The organism is Methylorubrum subtropicum (genome assembly GCF_038442325.1).
Classification (GTDB): Bacteria; Pseudomonadota; Alphaproteobacteria; order Rhizobiales; family Beijerinckiaceae; genus Methylobacterium; species Methylobacterium subtropicum.
This window is the reverse complement of the sequence record NZ_JBBXMW010000011.1, coordinates 93,834-110,307: the sequence shown is the minus strand read 5'-3', so window position 1 is coordinate 110,307 and position 16,474 is coordinate 93,834. Positions and strand designations below refer to the sequence as shown.

Annotated in this window: 14 protein-coding genes and 1 tRNA gene; 5 read left to right on the top strand and 10 right to left on the bottom strand. The window is 71.4% G+C overall.

Translation table 11 applies throughout. The features are described from left to right. Nucleotides 1-11 precede the first annotated feature (11 nt). Nucleotides 12-890, bottom strand: a complete 879-nt coding sequence (locus AAHG03_RS16390) for an SDR family oxidoreductase (RefSeq protein WP_342151756.1) — start codon at nucleotides 888-890, stop codon at nucleotides 12-14. A 61-nt stretch (nucleotides 891-951) separates the two neighbouring features. Then, nucleotides 952-1,027: transfer RNA gene (locus tag AAHG03_RS16385), tRNA-Thr, on the bottom strand. A 221-nt stretch (nucleotides 1,028-1,248) separates the two neighbouring features. Here AAHG03_RS16385 and AAHG03_RS16380 point away from each other — a divergent pair. Then, a complete protein-coding gene (locus AAHG03_RS16380) occupies nucleotides 1,249-1,716 on the top strand; it encodes a sigma factor-like helix-turn-helix DNA-binding protein (RefSeq protein WP_342151755.1) in 468 nt (155 codons plus the stop codon). Nucleotides 1,717-1,886: 170 nt separating this feature from the next. On the opposite strand, the gene AAHG03_RS16375 is transcribed toward AAHG03_RS16380, so the two are convergent. From AAHG03_RS16375 to aroA, 3 genes are all read right to left on the bottom strand, one after another. Next, nucleotides 1,887-4,343, bottom strand: a complete 2,457-nt coding sequence (locus AAHG03_RS16375) for a sensor domain-containing protein (RefSeq protein WP_342151754.1) — start codon at nucleotides 4,341-4,343, stop codon at nucleotides 1,887-1,889. A gap of 409 nt (nucleotides 4,344-4,752) precedes the next feature. Beyond that, complete coding sequence (gene cmk, locus AAHG03_RS16370) at nucleotides 4,753-5,385, bottom strand: (d)CMP kinase (protein ID WP_342151849.1); 633 nt, start codon at nucleotides 5,383-5,385, stop codon at nucleotides 4,753-4,755. A 5-nt stretch (nucleotides 5,386-5,390) separates the two neighbouring features. Further along, entirely contained in the window at nucleotides 5,391-6,752 is a 1,362-nt protein-coding gene (gene aroA / locus AAHG03_RS16365) for a 3-phosphoshikimate 1-carboxyvinyltransferase (RefSeq protein WP_342151753.1), read from the bottom strand. Between the two features lie 173 nt (nucleotides 6,753-6,925). Between aroA and AAHG03_RS16360 the strand changes: the two genes are divergently transcribed. The 4 genes from AAHG03_RS16360 (at nucleotide 6,926) to glpX (ending at nucleotide 10,680) form a co-directional block, all read left to right on the top strand. Beyond that, on the top strand, nucleotides 6,926-7,231 hold the full coding sequence (locus tag AAHG03_RS16360) for a hypothetical protein (protein ID WP_342151752.1): 306 nt from the start codon (nucleotides 6,926-6,928) through the stop codon (nucleotides 7,229-7,231). A gap of 257 nt (nucleotides 7,232-7,488) precedes the next feature. Then, entirely contained in the window at nucleotides 7,489-7,866 is a 378-nt protein-coding gene (locus tag AAHG03_RS16355) for a TIGR02300 family protein (protein WP_342151751.1), read from the top strand. A 361-nt stretch (nucleotides 7,867-8,227) separates the two neighbouring features. Continuing rightward, nucleotides 8,228-9,547, top strand: a complete 1,320-nt coding sequence (locus AAHG03_RS16350) for a homoserine dehydrogenase (RefSeq protein ID WP_342151750.1) — start codon at nucleotides 8,228-8,230, stop codon at nucleotides 9,545-9,547. Between the two features lie 134 nt (nucleotides 9,548-9,681). Then, on the top strand, nucleotides 9,682-10,680 hold the full coding sequence (gene glpX / locus AAHG03_RS16345) for a class II fructose-bisphosphatase (RefSeq protein ID WP_342151749.1): 999 nt from the start codon (nucleotides 9,682-9,684) through the stop codon (nucleotides 10,678-10,680). Between the two features lie 279 nt (nucleotides 10,681-10,959). On the opposite strand, the gene cckA is transcribed toward glpX, so the two are convergent. The 5 genes from cckA to fliE form a co-directional block, all read right to left on the bottom strand. Continuing rightward, the gene (cckA, locus tag AAHG03_RS16340) at nucleotides 10,960-13,623 is read right to left on the bottom strand and encodes a cell cycle histidine kinase CckA (RefSeq protein WP_342151748.1); all 2,664 of its coding nucleotides are present in this window, start codon (nucleotides 13,621-13,623) and stop codon (nucleotides 10,960-10,962) included. A gap of 125 nt (nucleotides 13,624-13,748) precedes the next feature. Further along, complete coding sequence (gene flhB, locus AAHG03_RS16335) at nucleotides 13,749-14,816, bottom strand: flagellar biosynthesis protein FlhB (protein ID WP_342151747.1); 1,068 nt, start codon at nucleotides 14,814-14,816, stop codon at nucleotides 13,749-13,751. 12 nt (nucleotides 14,817-14,828) lie between these two features. Continuing rightward, on the bottom strand, nucleotides 14,829-15,605 hold the full coding sequence (gene fliR / locus AAHG03_RS16330; RefSeq protein ID WP_342151746.1) for a flagellar biosynthetic protein FliR: 777 nt from the start codon (nucleotides 15,603-15,605) through the stop codon (nucleotides 14,829-14,831). A 33-nt stretch (nucleotides 15,606-15,638) separates the two neighbouring features. After that, nucleotides 15,639-15,905: a flagellar biosynthesis protein FliQ gene (fliQ, locus tag AAHG03_RS16325; RefSeq protein ID WP_342151745.1), complete on the bottom strand. Its 267-nt coding sequence runs from the start codon at nucleotides 15,903-15,905 to the stop codon at nucleotides 15,639-15,641. 260 nt (nucleotides 15,906-16,165) lie between these two features. Beyond that, complete coding sequence (fliE, locus tag AAHG03_RS16320; protein ID WP_342151744.1) at nucleotides 16,166-16,474, bottom strand: flagellar hook-basal body complex protein FliE; 309 nt, start codon at nucleotides 16,472-16,474, stop codon at nucleotides 16,166-16,168.

Below are 16,474 nucleotides of genomic sequence, written 5' to 3'. Positions count from 1 at the left end.
TCGACGGCCGATCAGTACATCGGCGTGCCGCCGGTGACGGGCACGAGGGCGCCCGACATATAGCTGCCCTCGCGCGAGGCGAGCAGCACGTAGGCCGGCGCCAGTTCGGCCGGCTGGCCGGCCCGGCCGAGCGGGGTGTCGGCGCCGAGTTGCTCGATCTGCTCAGGGGACTTCGCGATCGGCTGGATCGGCGTCCAGACCGGGCCCGGCGCCACGCAGTTCACCCGGATGCCTTTCGGCGCCAGCAGGTTCGACAGGCCGATGGTGAGGCTGGCGATGGCGCCCTTGGTCGCGGCGTAGATCAGCATGGTGCTGTCGGCGACCTTGGCCTGCTGGCTCGTCGAGTTGACGATGGCCGAGCCCGGCCGCATGTGCGGCACCGCGGCCTGCGCGAGGTAAACCATCGCGAACACGTTGGCCCGGAACGCGCCTTCGAGGTCCTTCGCGGTCACGTCGTCGAGCCCGTCGTTGATGGTCTGCGCCGCCGCGTTGTTGACGAGGATGTCGATGCGGCCGAGTACCTCGACCGTGCGCGCGACGAGCGCGCGGCAATGCTCTTCGTCGCGTAGATCGCCCGGCAGCAGCAGGGCGCGCCGCCCGGCCCGCTCCACCCAGCGCGCGGTCTCCTCGGCATCCGATTGCTCGGCTTCGAGATAGGAGATCGCCACGTCCGCGCCCTCGCGGGCATAGGCGATGGCCACCGCCCGGCCGATGCCGGAATCGCCCCCGGTGATCAGCGCGACGCGGTCGGTCAGCAGCCCCTTGCCGACGTAGCTCTCCTCGCCGTGATCGGGCGCGGGCGTCATCTTCGACGTGAGGCCGGGCCGTTCCTGCTGCTGCTCGCCTGGAAAGGGCGGACGCGGCCCTGCTTCGCGCGGATCGGTGGTCATCGCGGGTTCCTTCTGCGGTCTCGGCTAACGTGCCGGACCTGCATTGGTCACCGCGGCAGAATGGTGCCGGTTGCGGGACTTGAACTCGCGACCTACCGCTTACAAGGCGGTTGCTCTACCAGCTGAGCTAAACCGGCGCTGCCCGTTTCGCTACCAGCCCGCTTTCGCGCGCGCAAGTTGGGATGTTTCTGGCTCGTTTCCGGACACTGTCGTTCGGCTGAATGCCCGTTTCAGAGTGAATTCAACCGCCCCGGCCTAATCCCGCCGCCGTCCCGGACATCCGGGGCGGGTGCGGCCGGTCCGAAGCGTATCAGCGTCCCGGCCGCCCCCCACGCCTTCGCATGGGAGGAGCCTCGCGATGCGGCCGACCGGACCGCCGCCCCCCGCCGACCTGCGCGAGCGCCTGCTCGGCGCGGTGCCGGAGCTTCGGGCCTTCGCCCATTCGCTGGCCGACGACGGCGCGCGGGGCGACGACCTCGTGCAGGACACGCTGCTGCGCGCCTGGAGCTGCACCGAGGGCGCCGCCCGCGGCGACGTCACCGCGTGGCTGTTCGCGATCCTGCACCGCCGGTTCTACGCCGAGCGCCCGCCCGCCCTGCGCCGGGCGGAGCGGACCCCGCATGCCGAGCCGCTCGAATTCCGCGAAGCCCTGCGGCGGCTGCCCGACACCCAGCGCGAAGCACTGCTGCTGGTCGCCGCGCAACGCTTCAGCCACCGGGAGGCCGCCGCGATCTGCGGGGTCGCGGTCGGCACCCTCAAGAGCCGCGTCGCCCGCGCCCGCGCCCGCCTCGCGGCGGATCTGGCACCGCGGCCAACGGGCCACTGAGCGCGTCCTCATCCCGATTCCCACCCTCATCCTGAGGTGCGCAGCCGAAGGCGGCGCCTCGAAGGAGGGCTCCAGGGATCGCGCGATACGCTGGAGCCCTCCTTCGAGCCCGCTTCGCGGCACCTCAGGATGAGGGGGATGGGTGGGACCGGTCGATCCCTCCTTCACCTTCACGCCGCGTGCGGCTGCGGCGGCTCCCGCCGGGTCGCGGGCTCGGGCAGGCGGGGGCGCGCCTCGGGGCGGCCGAACAGGAAGCCCTGCAGGTCCGGGCATCGCTCCTTGACGAGGATCAGGCGCTGCGCCTCGGTCTCGACGCCCTCGGCGGTGACGGCGAGGCCGAGGCTGCGCGACAGGCCGAGGATCGCCCGCACGATCGCGGTCGATTGCGGGTCCTGCCCCAGCCCCTTGACGAAGCTGCGGTCGATCTTGATCCGGCTCAGGGGGAAGCTGTGCACGAAGCTCAGCGACGAGTAGCCGGTGCCGAAATCGTCGAGCGCGATGCGCACGCCCAGCGCGGCGACGCGCTGGAGCAGAGCCAGCGCCAGTTCGCGGTTCTCCAGCACCGCGGTCTCGGTGATCTCGATCTCGAGCCGCGCCGCGGGCAGGCCGCTCGACGCGAGCGCCCGTTCCACCGTCTCGGTGAAGCGGGGGTCGCGCAGCTGCGTCGCCGAGACGTTGATCGCCACGCTGAGCCCGGCGGGCCAGCCCGCGGCCTCGCGGCAGGCCTCCATCAGCACCCAGGCGCCGATCTCGGGCATCATCCCGGCTTCCTCGGCCACGGGCACGAAGATCGCGGGCGAGATTGCGCTGCCGTCGGCCCGGTGCCAGCGCAGCAGCGTCTCGAAGCCGATCGTCGTCCCCGACCGGGCGCGCACGATCGGCTGGTAGTGGAGGCTCAAGGCGCCCTCGCGGAACGCCCGGCGCAGCTCGGTTTCCAGCGCCGCGCGGGCGTTGACGACCTCGCTCATGCTCGGATCGTAGAAGCGGTGGCGGTTGCGGCCGTCCTTCTTGGCCCGGTAGAGGGCGAGGTCGGCGTCGCGCAGCAATTCGTCCGGGGTGTGGACGGTCTCGCAGGAGACCGCGATGCCGATGCTGACGCCCACCGTCAGCGACAGCCCGTCGAAGGTGAAGGGCCGGTTGAGGGCTTCGATGATCCGGTCGGCGATGGTCGGCAGGTGGACCGCCTCGACCGCGTCGAGCACCACGGCGAACTCGTCGCCGCCGAGCCGCGCCACGAAATCGTAGGCGCGCACCGCCCCGCGTAGCCGCCGGGCGACCTCCTGCAGCAGCCGGTCGCCGACGGCGTGGCCGAGCGTGTCGTTGATTGGTTTGAACCGGTCGAGGTCGAGGAACAGGACGGCGCGGCGCTCGTCGTCGGCGCGCGCGCCGCCGGGCCCGGAGAACCGCAGCACCGCGGCGAGATGCTCGTGCAGGGTCGTGCGGTTGGCCAGCCCCGTCAGCGCGTCGTGGCGGGCGAGGTAGCGGATGCGGTCCTCGTAGCGGCGGCGCTCGCTCGTGTCGGTGAAGGTCGAGACCCAGCCGCCCCCGGCGAGCGGCCGGGTGGTGGCCGAGAGGATGCGCTCCGGCCCGGCGATCTCGGAGACCACCGGCCGGTCGCTCGGCAGGTCGGGCCGCAGGTGCTCGTGCACGAAGGCGTCCGCCGCCGGGCCGAACGCGTTCGCGAGGACGGCATGCACGCTCAGGCCCACCGGCGAGACGTCGGCGGCGGTGCCGAGCATCTCGGCGAGCCGCGCGTTGGCCAGCACCAGCCGGCCCTCGCCGTCGATCAGGCACAGGCCCTGGGACATGTTGGCGAGCGCGAGGTCGAGTTTTTGCCGCGCGGCGTCGAGATTGAGGGCGGTCAGGCGCTGCTCGGTGCAGTCGCGGGTGATCTTGGCGTAACCGGCGAAGGCGCCCTCGTCGTCCTTGATCGCGTCGATCACGACATGGGCCCAGAACCGCGTGCCGTCCTTGCGCAGGCGCCAGCCCTCGGCCTCGAAGCGCCCGTCCGCCCGCGCGGTGGCGAGCCCCCGCTCGGGCAGGCCCGCGGCCCGGTCCTCCGGGGTGTAGAAGCAGGCGAAGTGGCGCCCGACGATCTCCTCGGCGGTGTAGCCCTTGGCGCGCTGCGCCCCGGCGTTCCAGTTCGCCACGGTGCCGTCGGGGGCGAGCATGTAGATCGCATAGTCGGTCACACCCTGCACCAGCAGGCGGAAGCGCCGCTCGTGCTCGCGCGAGGCGTCCATCATCAGTTGAAGGTCGGTCCAGTCGCGCGTCACCTTGGCGTAACCGACGAGGTGGCCGTCGTCGTAGATCGGATCGATCACGACATGCGCCCAGAACCGGCTGCCGTCCTTGCGCAGGCGCCAGCCTTGGGTCTCGAAGCCGCCGTCCCACCGCGCTGTGGCAAGCCCCCGCTCGGGCAGGCCCGCGGCCCGGTCCTCCGGGGTGTAGAAGCAGGAGAAGTGGCGCCCGACGATCTCCTCGGCGCTGTAGCCCTTGGCCCGCTGCGCCCCAGCATTCCAGTTCGCCACCGTCCCGTCGGGGCTCAGCATGTAGATCGCGTAATCGGTCACGCCCTGGACCAGCAGGCGGTACATCGCGTCGGAATCGTGGGCTCGATTCGGCATCGTCGGCTCTTCGACAGGCATCTGGCCTGCATCGAAAGCGCACAAATGTTAATCAGCTCGAAAAGTCTCGATCTTTACGCTGGCGCCGGCGTCGCAGCGCGCCGCACCCTTAAGTCCAATGGTCGCGCTTGAGTCCATAAAATTGCGCGCAATTCAACCTGATCGGTCCCGAAACGGCCCGTCGAGCCCGGTTTCGGCGCGAAAACCGAGTCCGGCGCAGCGCATCCCACAAGGTGTCACGATCGCGTGACGTGGGCGGCAGACCGGAGGCCGTGCCCTGAATCCGGGTTCCCAAAGGACGAGTCCTTTGGCGGGGTCTCGGGGCGGAGCCCTGAGGATGGCTCCGCCGGCCAGGGCTCTGCCCTGGACCCGCGAAAGGACGTAGTCCTTTCGAAACCTCGAATTGGGACTAGAGACCGCCGAGGCGGGTGACGAGTCCGAGGGCTTCGGCGAAGGCGGCGTCGGCGTCGAGTTCGGTCGTGTCCAGCACCACCGCGTCGGCGGCGGCCTTGAGCGGGGCGGCGGCGCGGCTCGAATCGCGGGCGTCGCGGGCGCGGATGTCGGCCAGGATCGCCTCCGGCGAGGCCGCCTCGCCCCGCCCCGCGAGTTCGCGGTGGCGGCGGCGCGCCCGCTCCTCGGGGGTCGCGGTGATGAACAGCTTCACCCGCGCGTCCGGGCAGACCACCGTGCCGATGTCGCGCCCGTCGAGCACGGCGCCCTCCGGGCCGCCGGCGAAGCGCTGCTGCCAGGACAGGAGCGCGGCCCGCACCTCCGGCACCGACGAGACCCGCGAGGCGGCCTCGCCCATCGCCCGCTCGCGCAGGCGCGGATCGGACAGGCCCTCGGCCGAGAGCGCGGCGGCGGCGCGCGCGGCCGCCGCCTCGTCGCCGAGATCGGTGCCGGCATCGATCAGCGCCAGCGCCACCGCGCGGTAGAGCAGGCCGGTGTCGAGATGCGGCAGGCCGAAATGCGCGGCGAGCCGCTTGGCGAGCGTGCCCTTGCCGGAGGCGGCCGGGCCGTCGATGGCGATGACGAGGGGCATGCCCATCAGCGGCTCGCCCCCTCGACGATCTCGGCGCCGAGTTCCGCCATGGTCGGGCGGAAGCTCGGGAAGCTCGTGGCGATCATCGCCCCGTCGTCCACCGTGACCGGGTTCTCCGTGGCCATCCCCATGACGAGGAAGGCCATGGCGATGCGGTGGTCGAGATGGGTCGCGACGGTGCCGCCGCCCTTCGCCGCCGCGCCCGTGCCGGTGACGATCAGGTCGTCGCCCTCGATCCGGTGATCCACGCCGTTCTGCGCGAGCCCGTCCGCGACCGCGGCGAGGCGGTCGGATTCCTTCACCCGCAGCTCGTGCAGGCCGTTCATCCGCGTGGTGCCCTCGGCGAAGGACGCGGCGACCGCGAGCACCGGGTACTCGTCGATCATGGAGGGCGCGCGCTCGGCCGGGACGTCGACGCCGGTGAGGCGGCTCGCCCGCACGCGAAGGTCGGCCACCGTCTCCCCGCCCTCCTCGCGCTCGTCCAGGCGCTCGATGTCGGCGCCCATCTCGATCAGCGTGGTGATGAGGCCGATGCGCAGCGGGTTCATCATGACGCCGCGCAACGTCACCTCGGAGCCCGGCACGATCAGCGCCGCCACCAGCGGGAAGGCCGCCGAGGACGGGTCGGCGGGCACGATCACGTCGGTACCCCGCAGCGTCGGCTGGCCGGTGAGCGCGATGGAGCGGCCGTGACCGCCCTCGCCGGTGGGCTCGACGTTCACGTCGGCGCCGAACAGGCGCAGCATCCGCTCGGTGTGGTCGCGCGAGGCGGCGCGCTCGATCACGGTGGTGACGCCCGGCGCGTTGAGGGCGGCGAGCAGCACCGCCGACTTGATCTGCGCCGAGGCGACGGGCAGTTCGTAGCGGATCGGGATGCCCTCGCGCGGGCCCCGGATCGTCAGCGGCACGCGCCCGCCCTCGGCCTCCGACACGATCTGCGCGCCCATCTGCAGCAGCGGATCGAGGATGCGCCGCATCGGCCGCTTGCGGAGGGAGGCGTCGCCGTCGAAGGTCGCGGTGACGGGCTGGCCGCCGACCACGCCCATCATCAGCCGCGAGCCGGTGCCGGCATTGCCGAAATCGAGCACGCCCGCCGGATCCTGCATCCCGCCGATGCCGGTGCCGACGACGCGCCAGCGCCCCTCGCCCTCGCGGGTGACGGTTGCGCCGAGCGCGCGGGCGGCGTCGGCCGTGCGCAGCACGTCGTCGCCCTCCAACAGGCCCTCGACGCGGGTCTCGCCGATGGAGAGCAGCCCGAAGATCATCGCCCGGTGCGAGATCGACTTGTCGCCCGGCGGCTTCAGGTCGCCGCGGAGCGCGTGGCCCGGACGCGCGGTGAGGGGCTGGGGATCGGAATCGTGCGACACGGGAGGCCAGGGCTTCCGGCGAGAGGGCGGGATGCGGCCCGTTACCATGCGGGTCCGGCCGCGTCATCCGAGGGGCCGGGCGAGACCGACGCGCCGCTCCGCGCATGGGGGCAACGCGCGGGGGCGACTCGACAGGGATCAACATAGGTATATATTGGCCGGCCATGACGCCCGTGCGCCGTTGTCTCCGCAAGGTCGATGAAGCCGCCGCGACCGCCGATCCGGCGCTCGCCGATCGCATCCGCGACGTGTTGGGCGAACTGGAGGCGGCCTATGCCCGCCCGAGCGAGCGCATCGTCGCCCTCGAAGCGCTGCTCCACGAATTCGAGCGCGGCCCCTCGGCCGGGAACGCCCTGCTCGCCCGCCTCCTGCGCGTCGCCGTCGATCGGCGCCAGGGCGGCTGGTCCCACCGCGCCCGCGTGCGCGGCGTGACCCAGGCGCGGCGGACCACGGCCTCGCTCCAGGCGAACGCTCTGTGACGGATCGGTGACGGCCGCCGCCTGTGAGGCTGTGGCGCATCGGGCACAGCGACCGCCGGGCAGATGCGGTAACCCTCGCCGCAGTTCCTTCCTGAGACCCGGAACCACCTGAGGCGCGCGCATCCACCGTGATGGCGCGCCTTGCTTTTTTCCGGACGGGCACCGGACCGCCCACCCATTTGACATGGGCGGAGGCTGCGACTAACGGGGCCGCTTCTCCCCGACCCCCTTCGACATCTGCCCAGAGGTTCGCTGCCGTGGCTAGACCGGAACTCGGCGTCAAGCGCCAGTGCATGAATTGCGGTGCCAAGTTCTACGATCTCGACCGCGATCCGGCGACCTGCCCGAAATGCGGCACGATCTATCAGGTCGCCACCAGCCGCGTCGCCCCGCCGATCGCCAGCCGCGCCGCCGACGACGACGAGGAGGAAGAGGAGAAGGCCGGCCCGGAGATCGTCTCCCTGGATGAGGCCGAGGCCAGCGACGACGCCGACGACATCAGCGTGGACGACGACGAGGGCGGCGACGACGCCAGCTCGGGCGGCGACGACGACACCTTCCTCGAAGAGGAGGACGGCGACGACGACGTCTCCGACCTGATCGACAACGATTCGGACAACGACGAGGAGGGCTGAGGCCCGTCTCGCCTACCAAACCCACCCCCGTCATTCCGGGGCCGCGCAGCGGAACCCGGAATCCACGACTGGCCGCGACGCCTCGTCGGGCCGCGCATCACGGGTGGATTCCGGGTTCTCGCCTTCGGCGAGCCCCGGAATGACAGCGAGGAGGATCGACTTCCATCGCATCGGCCGCAGGCACGGTTCCACGTACCTCTGACCGCCCCGGTTTCCTTGCGCCCCTGCCGAAATCGTTGCAGAAGTGCGCGCCGTTCCGGACGCGCCGTCGTGCCTCCCGCCGGCCTCCCGCGCGGAGGCCCTTGAGAGCGACCTCCGCCGTCCGGGCCGCACACCCGAATCCACGCAAGACGGCACGCCCATGACCCAGCCCCTTCGCCTCGGCATCGCCGGTCTCGGCACCGTCGGCGCCGCCGTGGTGGGGATGGTGGCGCGCCGCGCCGAGGCGCTCGGCGCCTCCGGCCGCCCGGTCGTCGTCACCGCGGTCTCGGCCCGCGACAAGACCCGCGACCGCGGCCTCGACCTCTCCGGGTTCACGTGGTTCGACGATCCGGTAGCGCTGGCGCAGTCCGGCGACATCGACGTGTTCGTGGAACTCGTCGGCGGCGCCGAAGGCCCGGCCAAGGCGGCGGTCGAGGCGGCCATCGCCTCGGGCAAGCACGTGGTCACTGCCAACAAGGCGCTGCTTGCCCGCCACGGCGCGGCGCTCGCTAAGGCCGCGGAAGAGCGGGGCGTGGCGCTCGCCTACGAGGCCTCGGTCGCGGGCGGCATCCCGGTGATCAAGGCGATCCGCGAGGGGCTGGCCGGCAACGCGATCACCCGCGTCTACGGAATCCTCAACGGCACCTGCAACTACATCCTCAGCCGGATGGAGGCCGAGGGGCTGACGTTCGAGGCCTGCCTCAAGGACGCGCAGGCGCTGGGCTACGCCGAGGCCGACCCGACCTTCGACGTCGAGGGCTTCGACACCGCCCACAAGCTCGCGATCCTGACGAGCCTCGCCTTCGGGGTCAAGATCGACGCCGACGGCGTCTCGGTCGAGGGCATCTCGGCGATCCAGCCGCTCGACCTCGCCATGGCGGACGAGCTCGGCTACCGCATCAAGCTCCTCGGCGTCGCGCAGGCGACCGAGGCCGGCATCGAGCAGCGCGTCCACCCGACCATGGTGGCGAAGGCCTCGGCCATCGCCCAGGTGATGGGCGTGACCAACGCGGTCACGGTCGATGCCGACGCGGTCGGCGAACTCACCCTGATCGGCCCCGGTGCGGGCGGCAAGGCCACGGCCTCGGCCGTCGTCGCCGACATCGCCGACGTGGCGGCCGGCGTGCGCCGCCCGACCTTCGGCCGCCCGGTCGCGGCGCTCTCGCCGCCCCGGCGGGTCGAGATGCAGCGCCACGAGGGCGGCTACTACATCCGGCTCACCGTCCACGACCGCACCGGCGTCGCCGCGGGCGTGGCCACCCGCATGGCCGAGGCCGGCATCTCCATCGAGAGCATCGTCCAGCGCCGCTCCGCCAAGGCGGCCTCCAGCGATCCGAAGGGCCAGTCGGGTCAGCCGGTGCCGCTGGTGCTCATCACCTACGCGGCGACCGAGGGGAACGTGCGCAAGGCGCTCGCGGCCATCAACGGCGACGGGCTGCTGGCGGAAGCCCCCCAGCTCATCCGCATCGAGCGCGAATAGCGGGGACGCTGCCCCTGCACGATCCTGCCGGGCTTTCCGACAGATTGCACTTGCGGCATGAACTCCGCTGCATGTGAGCGGTTCAGGCATCGGCGGCAACAGCCGGGCTTTCCGGGACGAGGGACCCAAGGGCGATGGCGGCGGCCGATACCGGAATCTTCAGCGACCCCACTGCGCGGGGCCTGACCCTCGAACTCGTGCGCGTCACCGAATCCGCGGCCATCGCCGCCGCGCGCCTGCGCGGCCAGGGCCGCGAGAAGGAGGCCGACCAAGCCGCCGTCGATGCCATGCGGGGCGAGCTGATGGCGCTCGCGGTCGAGGGCACCGTAGTGATCGGCGAGGGCGAGCGCGACGAGGCGCCGATGCTGTTCATCGGCGAGCGGGTCGGCAACGGCTCCGGGCCCGCGGTCGACATCGCCGTCGATCCGCTGGAGGGCACCACGCTCTGCGCCAAGGACATGCCCGGCGCCATCGCCGTGATGGCGCTGGCCGAACGCGGCACGCTGCTGGCCGCACCCGACGTCTACATGCAGAAGATCGCCATCGGCCCCGGCTATCCGCCCGGCACGGTCGATCTCGACTGGAGCCCGGCCCAGAACATCGCCTCGCTGGCGCGCGCCAAGGGCGTCGAGCCCTCGGGCCTCACCGCGATCATCCTCGACCGGCCCCGCCACATGGACCTGATCGCCGCCGTGCGCGACACGGGTGCCGGCATCCGCCTGATCTCGGACGGCGACATCGCCGCGATCATCCACTGCACCAAGCCGGACGAGACCGGCGTGGACATCTACATGGGCACCGGCGCCGCGCCCGAGGGCGTGATCGCGGCCTCCGCGCTCCGCTGCATCGGCGGCCAGATGCAGGGCCGGCTGATCCTCGATTCCGCCGACAAGCGGGCGCGGGCCGCCAAGATGGGCATCACCGATCCGGCCCGGAAGTACGACATGCACGACATGGCCCGCGGCGACGTCATCGTCGCGGCGACCGGCGTGACCACGGGCGCACTGCTCTCGGGCGTGCGCTTCCGCCCCGGCCGGATCGAGACCGAAACGGTCGTCTACCGCTCCAACACCGGCACGGTCCGCCGCATCGCCAGCGAGCACCGGCGGCCAGAGGTTTCGCCACATAGCTGAGCGGCGCCGAACGCCCGCGCCGTCATTGCGAGGCGAAGCCGAAGCAATCCAGGGCTCCGCAGGGTCCGGAGAGGACGAGACGGCGGCCACCGAGAGCCTGTTCGACTCGATGATCCCATCCTCCCCCTCATCCTGAGGTGCCCGCCGCAGGCGGGCCTCGAAGGAGGGCTCCAGGGATCGCTGAGCGAACTGGAGCCCTCCTTCGAGGCTGCTGCGCAGCACCTCAGGATGAGGGGTATGAGTGGGATGAGCCTTCGAACGGGCTCCGGGCCCCCTCCCCTACCCCGCCATCGTGGTCTTCACCGTCTCCACCAGCTGCTTCAGGCTGAACGGCTTCGGCAGGAAGTTGAAGGCCTCGCCCTCGGGGAGGTTCTTGCGGAAGGCGTCCTCGGCGTAGCCGGAGACGAAGATCACCTTCAGGTCGGGGCGGTGCTTGCGGAGTTCCCGCAGGAGCGTCGGGCCGTCCATCTCGGGCATCACCACGTCGGAGACGACCACGTCGATGCCGTCGGCATGCTCCTCGATCAGGCGCAGCGCCTCGACGCCGGAGGCGGCCTCCAGCACCGTGTAGCCGCGGGCCGAGAGCGCGCGGGAATTGACCGCGCGCACCGGGTCCTCGTCCTCGACGAGCAGCACCGTGCCCTGGCCGGTATGGTCGGCGGCGGGCTTTTGCGGCTCGGGCTTCGGCGCGGGCTTGGGCTCGGGGGCGACGTCGCCCACCGTCGGCGTCGCCTCGCTCGGCTCGGACGCCGTGCGCTCGGGGCGCGGCAGCGCCGCGACGGGCTCGGGCTCCGGCAGGGTCTCGGCGCCGGGCTCGTGGCGCGGCAGGTAGATGCGGAAGGTGGTGCCCTCGCCGACCGTCGATTGCACGTCGATGGCGCCGCCCGACTGGTTGACGATGCCGAACACGGTTGAGAGGCCCAGCCCCGTGCCCTTGCCGATCTCCTTCGTGGTGAAGAACGGCTCGAAGATCTTTTGCAGCACCGCCGGCGGGATGCCCTCGCCGGTGTCGGTCACCTCGATCATCACGTGGTCGCCCGGCGGGATACCGACCGGACGCTCGGCGTCCGCCGCGCAGTTGGTGGTGCGGATCAACAGGCGCCCGCCGCCGGGCATGGCGTCGCGGGCGTTGACCGCGAGGTTCACGATCACCTGTTCGAACTGGTTCACGTCGGCCTTGATCGGCCAGATCTCGCGGCCGTGGCGGAAATCGAGCTGCACCCGCTCGCCGAGCAGGCGCTTCAGCAGCAGCGTCAGGTCGGACAGGGCCTCGCCGACATCCATCACCTCCGGCCGCAGGGTCTGGCGGCGGGAGAAGGCCAGCAGCTGGCGAACGAGCGAGGCCGCCCGGTTCGCGTTCTGCTTGATCTGCATGATGTCCTGGAAGGCGTGGTCGGTCGGCCGGTGGCTGGCCAGCAGCAGGTCCGAATAGCCGATGATCGCCTGGAGCACGTTGTTGAAGTCGTGGGCGATGCCGCCCGCGAGCTGGCCCACCGTGTCCATCTTCTGGGTCTGGGCGATCTGCTGCTCGAGCTGGCGCTGGGCCGTGGTGTCGAGCGCGTAGAGGATCACCCGCTCGCGGTCGGCATCCGACTCGACGCGCTGCGTGCCGTCGGCATCCGCCGGGCTCATCCAGACGCGGGCCGAGCGCTCGCCCTCGCCGAGCAGCCCGATCTCGATCGGGTCGAGCCCGCCGAAGCCGTTGGCCGCGCGCGAGAGCGCCGCCTCGATGGCGTGGCGGTCGCGCTCCAGCACGGCCTCGCGCATCATCGGCTCGGCCGCCTCGCGTCCGGCTTCCGCCGAGGGCTGGCGCGGCATACCGGAGAACAGGCGCACGAACGAGGCGTTGGCGCGGATGACGCGGCCGTCGCCGTCGAGCGTCGCGATGGCGATCGGGCTGGTGTTGAGGAAGCGGGCGAGCCGCACCTCGGCCGCCCGCTGCGGCTCGTCGGAATCCGAGCCGGCCGAGCGGTTGAGCACGAAGGTGCGCGATGGCCCCGGCGCCCCGTCCTGGCCGTAGGCCACGCGGTGGTAGAGGCGGGTCGGCAGCGGCTGGCCGTTGCGGCGGCGCAGGTCGATGTCGAAGCGGTCGGTGCGCACCTCGCCGGGCAGGCCAGGAGCGGCCGAGAGCACGTCGGCGCCGGGCGCGATCTCAAGGAGCTTGAGCCCGCCCGAGCCCACCGTGGCGAGGTCGTAGCCGAGCCAGGAGGCGAGCGTCGCGTTCATGTAGACGATGGCGCCCGCGGCATCGATCGACAGGAAGCCCGCGGGCGCGTGGTCGAGATAGTCGATCGCGTGCTGCAGCTCTTGGAAGACGTTTTCCTGGCGCTCGCGCTCGTGGGTGATGTCGCTGACGGTCCACAGAGCCGCCGCGCCGCGGGGCCGCGGGATCGGCCGCACGGCGATGCGGTACCACGCGAAGTCGCGCTCGGCCGCGCCGCCGGGCGGCGGCGACATGCGGATTTCCTCCGTATAGGCGCGCTCGTCGCGGGCGGCCTGCGCAAGGCGATAGACCGCCTCGGACACCTCCGGCGCGCCGACGAAGATGCGCTCGATCGGCCGCAGGTTGGAAAAGCTGTCACCGCCCGCGAGGCGCATATAGGCCTCGTTGGCGTAGATCATCCGCCCGCTCTCCTCGATCACCAGCTTGCCCTCGGGGGCCGCATCGGTGATCGCGCGGGTGATGTCGTCGCGCGACGCCGGGCCGGCGAGCTGGATCGCCCCGATGGCCAGCGCGAACAGGAAGAACACGCCGGCCATGGCGAGCAGCGCCAGCAGGCCGAGGATGAGCGGCTGGGCTTGTTCGTTCGCCACGAACGACAGGCCGACGGCGGCGCCCACGAGCAGGCCCGCCAGCATCAGCAGCAGCCCGACCCGGCCGGGGCGCTCCGAGCGGTCGATCGAGCCCGACGCCGGCACCGCTGGTCCGCTGACCTCAGCCATCAGGCCCTACCCATCCCCGCGTCGCCCACCTTCCGGGCCGACGCCTTCGCGCGCATCCTATCCGGACAAAGGTGCATAAACCGTGGCATCTGAGGGACTTCGCCGTCTCGGGACGACGCGCGTCCTCACGCCGCGCGGCGGCGCAGGCGAAGCACGAAACCGATGACTTCCGCAACCGCGCGGTAATGCTCGGCCGGGATCTCGTCATCGACCTCGACGGTGGCGTAGAGGGCGCGCGCCAGCGGCGGGTTCTCCATCACCGGCACGTCGTGGTCCTTGGCGACCGCGCGGATGCGCAGCGCCAGGGAGTCGACGCCCTTGGCGACGCAGATCGGCGCCGCCATGCCGGCCTCGTAGCGGAGCGCCACGGCGAAGTGGGTCGGGTTCGTCACGATCACGGTGGCGGTGGGCACGGCGGCCATCATCCGCTTCTTGACCTTGGCCTGCCGCAGCTGGCGCTGGCGGGCCTTCACCTCGGGGCTGCCCTCGCTCTCCTTGTGCTCCTGCTTCATCTCCTCCTTGGACATGCGCAGGCGCGCCCGCCAGCGGTGGCGCTGGTAGAGCGCGTCGGCGAGCGCGATGGCGGCGTAGATCGCCAGCATCCCGCCCATCATCTTGACGGCGAGCGTCAGCGTCGCGGCGAGCGCCGCGCCGGGCTCCAGTTGGGCGAAGGATTCGGCCCGTTCGTGCTCGGCCCACAGGATCGCGCCCGCCACCACGCCGACGAGGATGAGCTTGGCCAGCCCCTTGCCGAAATTGACCCAGGCCTCCATTCCGAACAGCCGCTTCATCCCGGCCATGGGCGAGATGCGCGAGAATTGCGGCATCAGGCTCTGCGCCGTCAGGATCGGCCGGTGCTGGAGGAAGCCCGCGGCGAGCGCGGCCACCACCGCGAGGCCGAGCGGGATCGCGAGCGCCTTCAGCCCGATCCAGGCCGCGCGCACGGCGACGCCGAGGAACGTGCCGGGATCGGCCGGCACGTCGCCGGCATGCAGCAGGAAGCCGCGCATGTCGCGCGACAGGCCTTCCGCGATGGGCTTGGCCGAGACGATCAGCACCAGCGTCAGCGCCGCCAGGATGAAGAAGGTGTAGATTTCCGGAGAGTTCGGCACGTCGCCGCGCTCGATCGCCTGCTCGATGCGGCGGAAGGTCGGTTCTTCGGTCTTGTCTTCCTGGTCGGTTTCCTCGGCCACGGCTCTAGCGCCTCACCGACCGACGAGCTGGCCGAGATAGCGGCCGAGGTCGTCCAGGAACAGGCTCATGAGCAGCCCGAGCGCGCCCGCGAGCAGCAACATCCCGATGATCACCGAGGCCGGGACTGCCAGGAAGAACACCTGCAATTGCGGCATCAGCCGCGACAGCACGCCGAGCCCGAGATTGAACAGGATCGCGAAGACGATGAACGGGCCGGCGATCCGCACACCGAGCGCAAAGCTGCGGGCAAAGGCGTCGAGCGCGAGCTTGGCCGCATCCCCCAGCGCCGGCAGCCCGGTCGGCGGCAGGACGACGTAGCTGCGGGCGATCCCCTCCAGCGCGAGGTGATGCAGGTCGGTCGCCATCACCAGGGTGATGCCGAGGAGCGACAGAAAGTTGCCGATTGCCGCCTGCTGCCCGCCCATCGTCGGGTCCACCGTCATGGCGTAGGACAGGCCGAGCTGCTGCGAGATGACGTTGCCCGCCGTCGTCAGCGCGGCGAGCACCATGCGCACGCACAGGCCCAGCATCAGCCCGATCAGGATTTCGCTGAACAGCAGCCCGATCAGCACCGGCGGGGCGAGCGTGCCGTTCACGGCCGGCAGCATCGGCCGCACCACGGGAAACAGCACCAGCGTGACGAGGAGCGCCAGCGCCAGCCGGACGCGCGCCGAGACGAGCTGCTCGCCGACCCCCGGCATCAGCATGATCAGCGTGCCGACGCGGGCGAAGGTGAGCAGGAACGCCGCGGCGAGCCCCGGCAGCAGCAGGTTGAGCGAAGCGGGCATCCTGGCCGCTTCTACACCGCGGCGGCGTCGGCATCATCCACCCGCCGCGATGCGGGCGGCGATGCGGGCCATGTAGGCCGCCATGGCATCGCCCATGAACGGCAGCATCAGGAGCAGCACGCCGAACACGGTGACGATCTTGGGCACGTAGATCAGCGTCTGCTCCTGAATCTGCGTCAGCGCCTGGAACAGCGACACCACGAGGCCGACCAGCAGCGCGACCATCATCAGGGGCCCGGCCACCTTGAGGAAGACGAAGATGCCGTCGCGGGCGACGTCGAGGATGGCGAGGCCGGTCATTTCTTTTGGGACTTCGCTTTGCCGGAGATCAGATCGTTGAAGCGCGCATCCCCTCTCCCCGCACGCGGGGAGAGGGCTTCGGCGACCTCGTCGTCGCCGAAGCGAGGCGGCAGCCGATGGTGAGGGGGCTTGTTCGGAAGAGCCTCTTCATGAGACGCCCCCTCACCACCGCTCCGGCTTCGCCTCCGCTTCCTGCATGGACGACGAGGTCCATGCAGGCCTCTCCCCGCACGCGGGGAGAGGGGACAAAAAACAAAAAATCAGATCGGCATCCGCATGATCTCTTCGTAGGCCGAGATCACCCGGTCGCGCACCGCCACCAGCGTCTGCAGCGCGGTCTCGCTCTCGGCGACCGCGGTGACGACATCGACCACGTTGGCCTTGCCGGCGGCGGCCGAGAGGGCGGCGCGGTCGGCCTTCTCGCCGGACTGCGCGACGCCGTCGAGCGTCTGCTGCAAGAGGCCGGTGAAGCCGGAGGCGCCGGTCGCCTGCACGGGCTTGGGGCCCGTCGGGCGGGCGATCCCTTGCGCGGCGGCGTAGGCGCCCGCGGCGAAGGCGGAGCTCGGCAT

Coding starts and splice junctions, on each gene's coding strand:
- AAHG03_RS16390 (WP_342151756.1), bottom strand. CDS start 890: ATGACCACCGATCCGCGCGAAGCAGGGCCGCGTCCGCCCTTTCCAGGC.
- AAHG03_RS16380 (WP_342151755.1), top strand. CDS start 1,249: ATGCGGCCGACCGGACCGCCGCCCCCCGCCGACCTGCGCGAGCGCCTG.
- AAHG03_RS16375 (WP_342151754.1), bottom strand. CDS start 4,343: ATGCCGAATCGAGCCCACGATTCCGACGCGATGTACCGCCTGCTGGTC.
- cmk (WP_342151849.1), bottom strand. CDS start 5,385: ATGCCCCTCGTCATCGCCATCGACGGCCCGGCCGCCTCCGGCAAGGGC.
- AAHG03_RS16350 (WP_342151750.1), top strand. CDS start 8,228: ATGACCCAGCCCCTTCGCCTCGGCATCGCCGGTCTCGGCACCGTCGGC.
- glpX (WP_342151749.1), top strand. CDS start 9,682: ATGGCGGCGGCCGATACCGGAATCTTCAGCGACCCCACTGCGCGGGGC.
- cckA (WP_342151748.1), bottom strand. CDS start 13,623: ATGGCTGAGGTCAGCGGACCAGCGGTGCCGGCGTCGGGCTCGATCGAC.
- fliR (WP_342151746.1), bottom strand. CDS start 15,605: ATGCCCGCTTCGCTCAACCTGCTGCTGCCGGGGCTCGCCGCGGCGTTC.
- fliQ (WP_342151745.1), bottom strand. CDS start 15,905: ATGACCGGCCTCGCCATCCTCGACGTCGCCCGCGACGGCATCTTCGTC.
- fliE (WP_342151744.1), bottom strand. CDS start 16,474: ATGCCGAGCTCCGCCTTCGCCGCGGGCGCCTACGCCGCCGCGCAAGGG.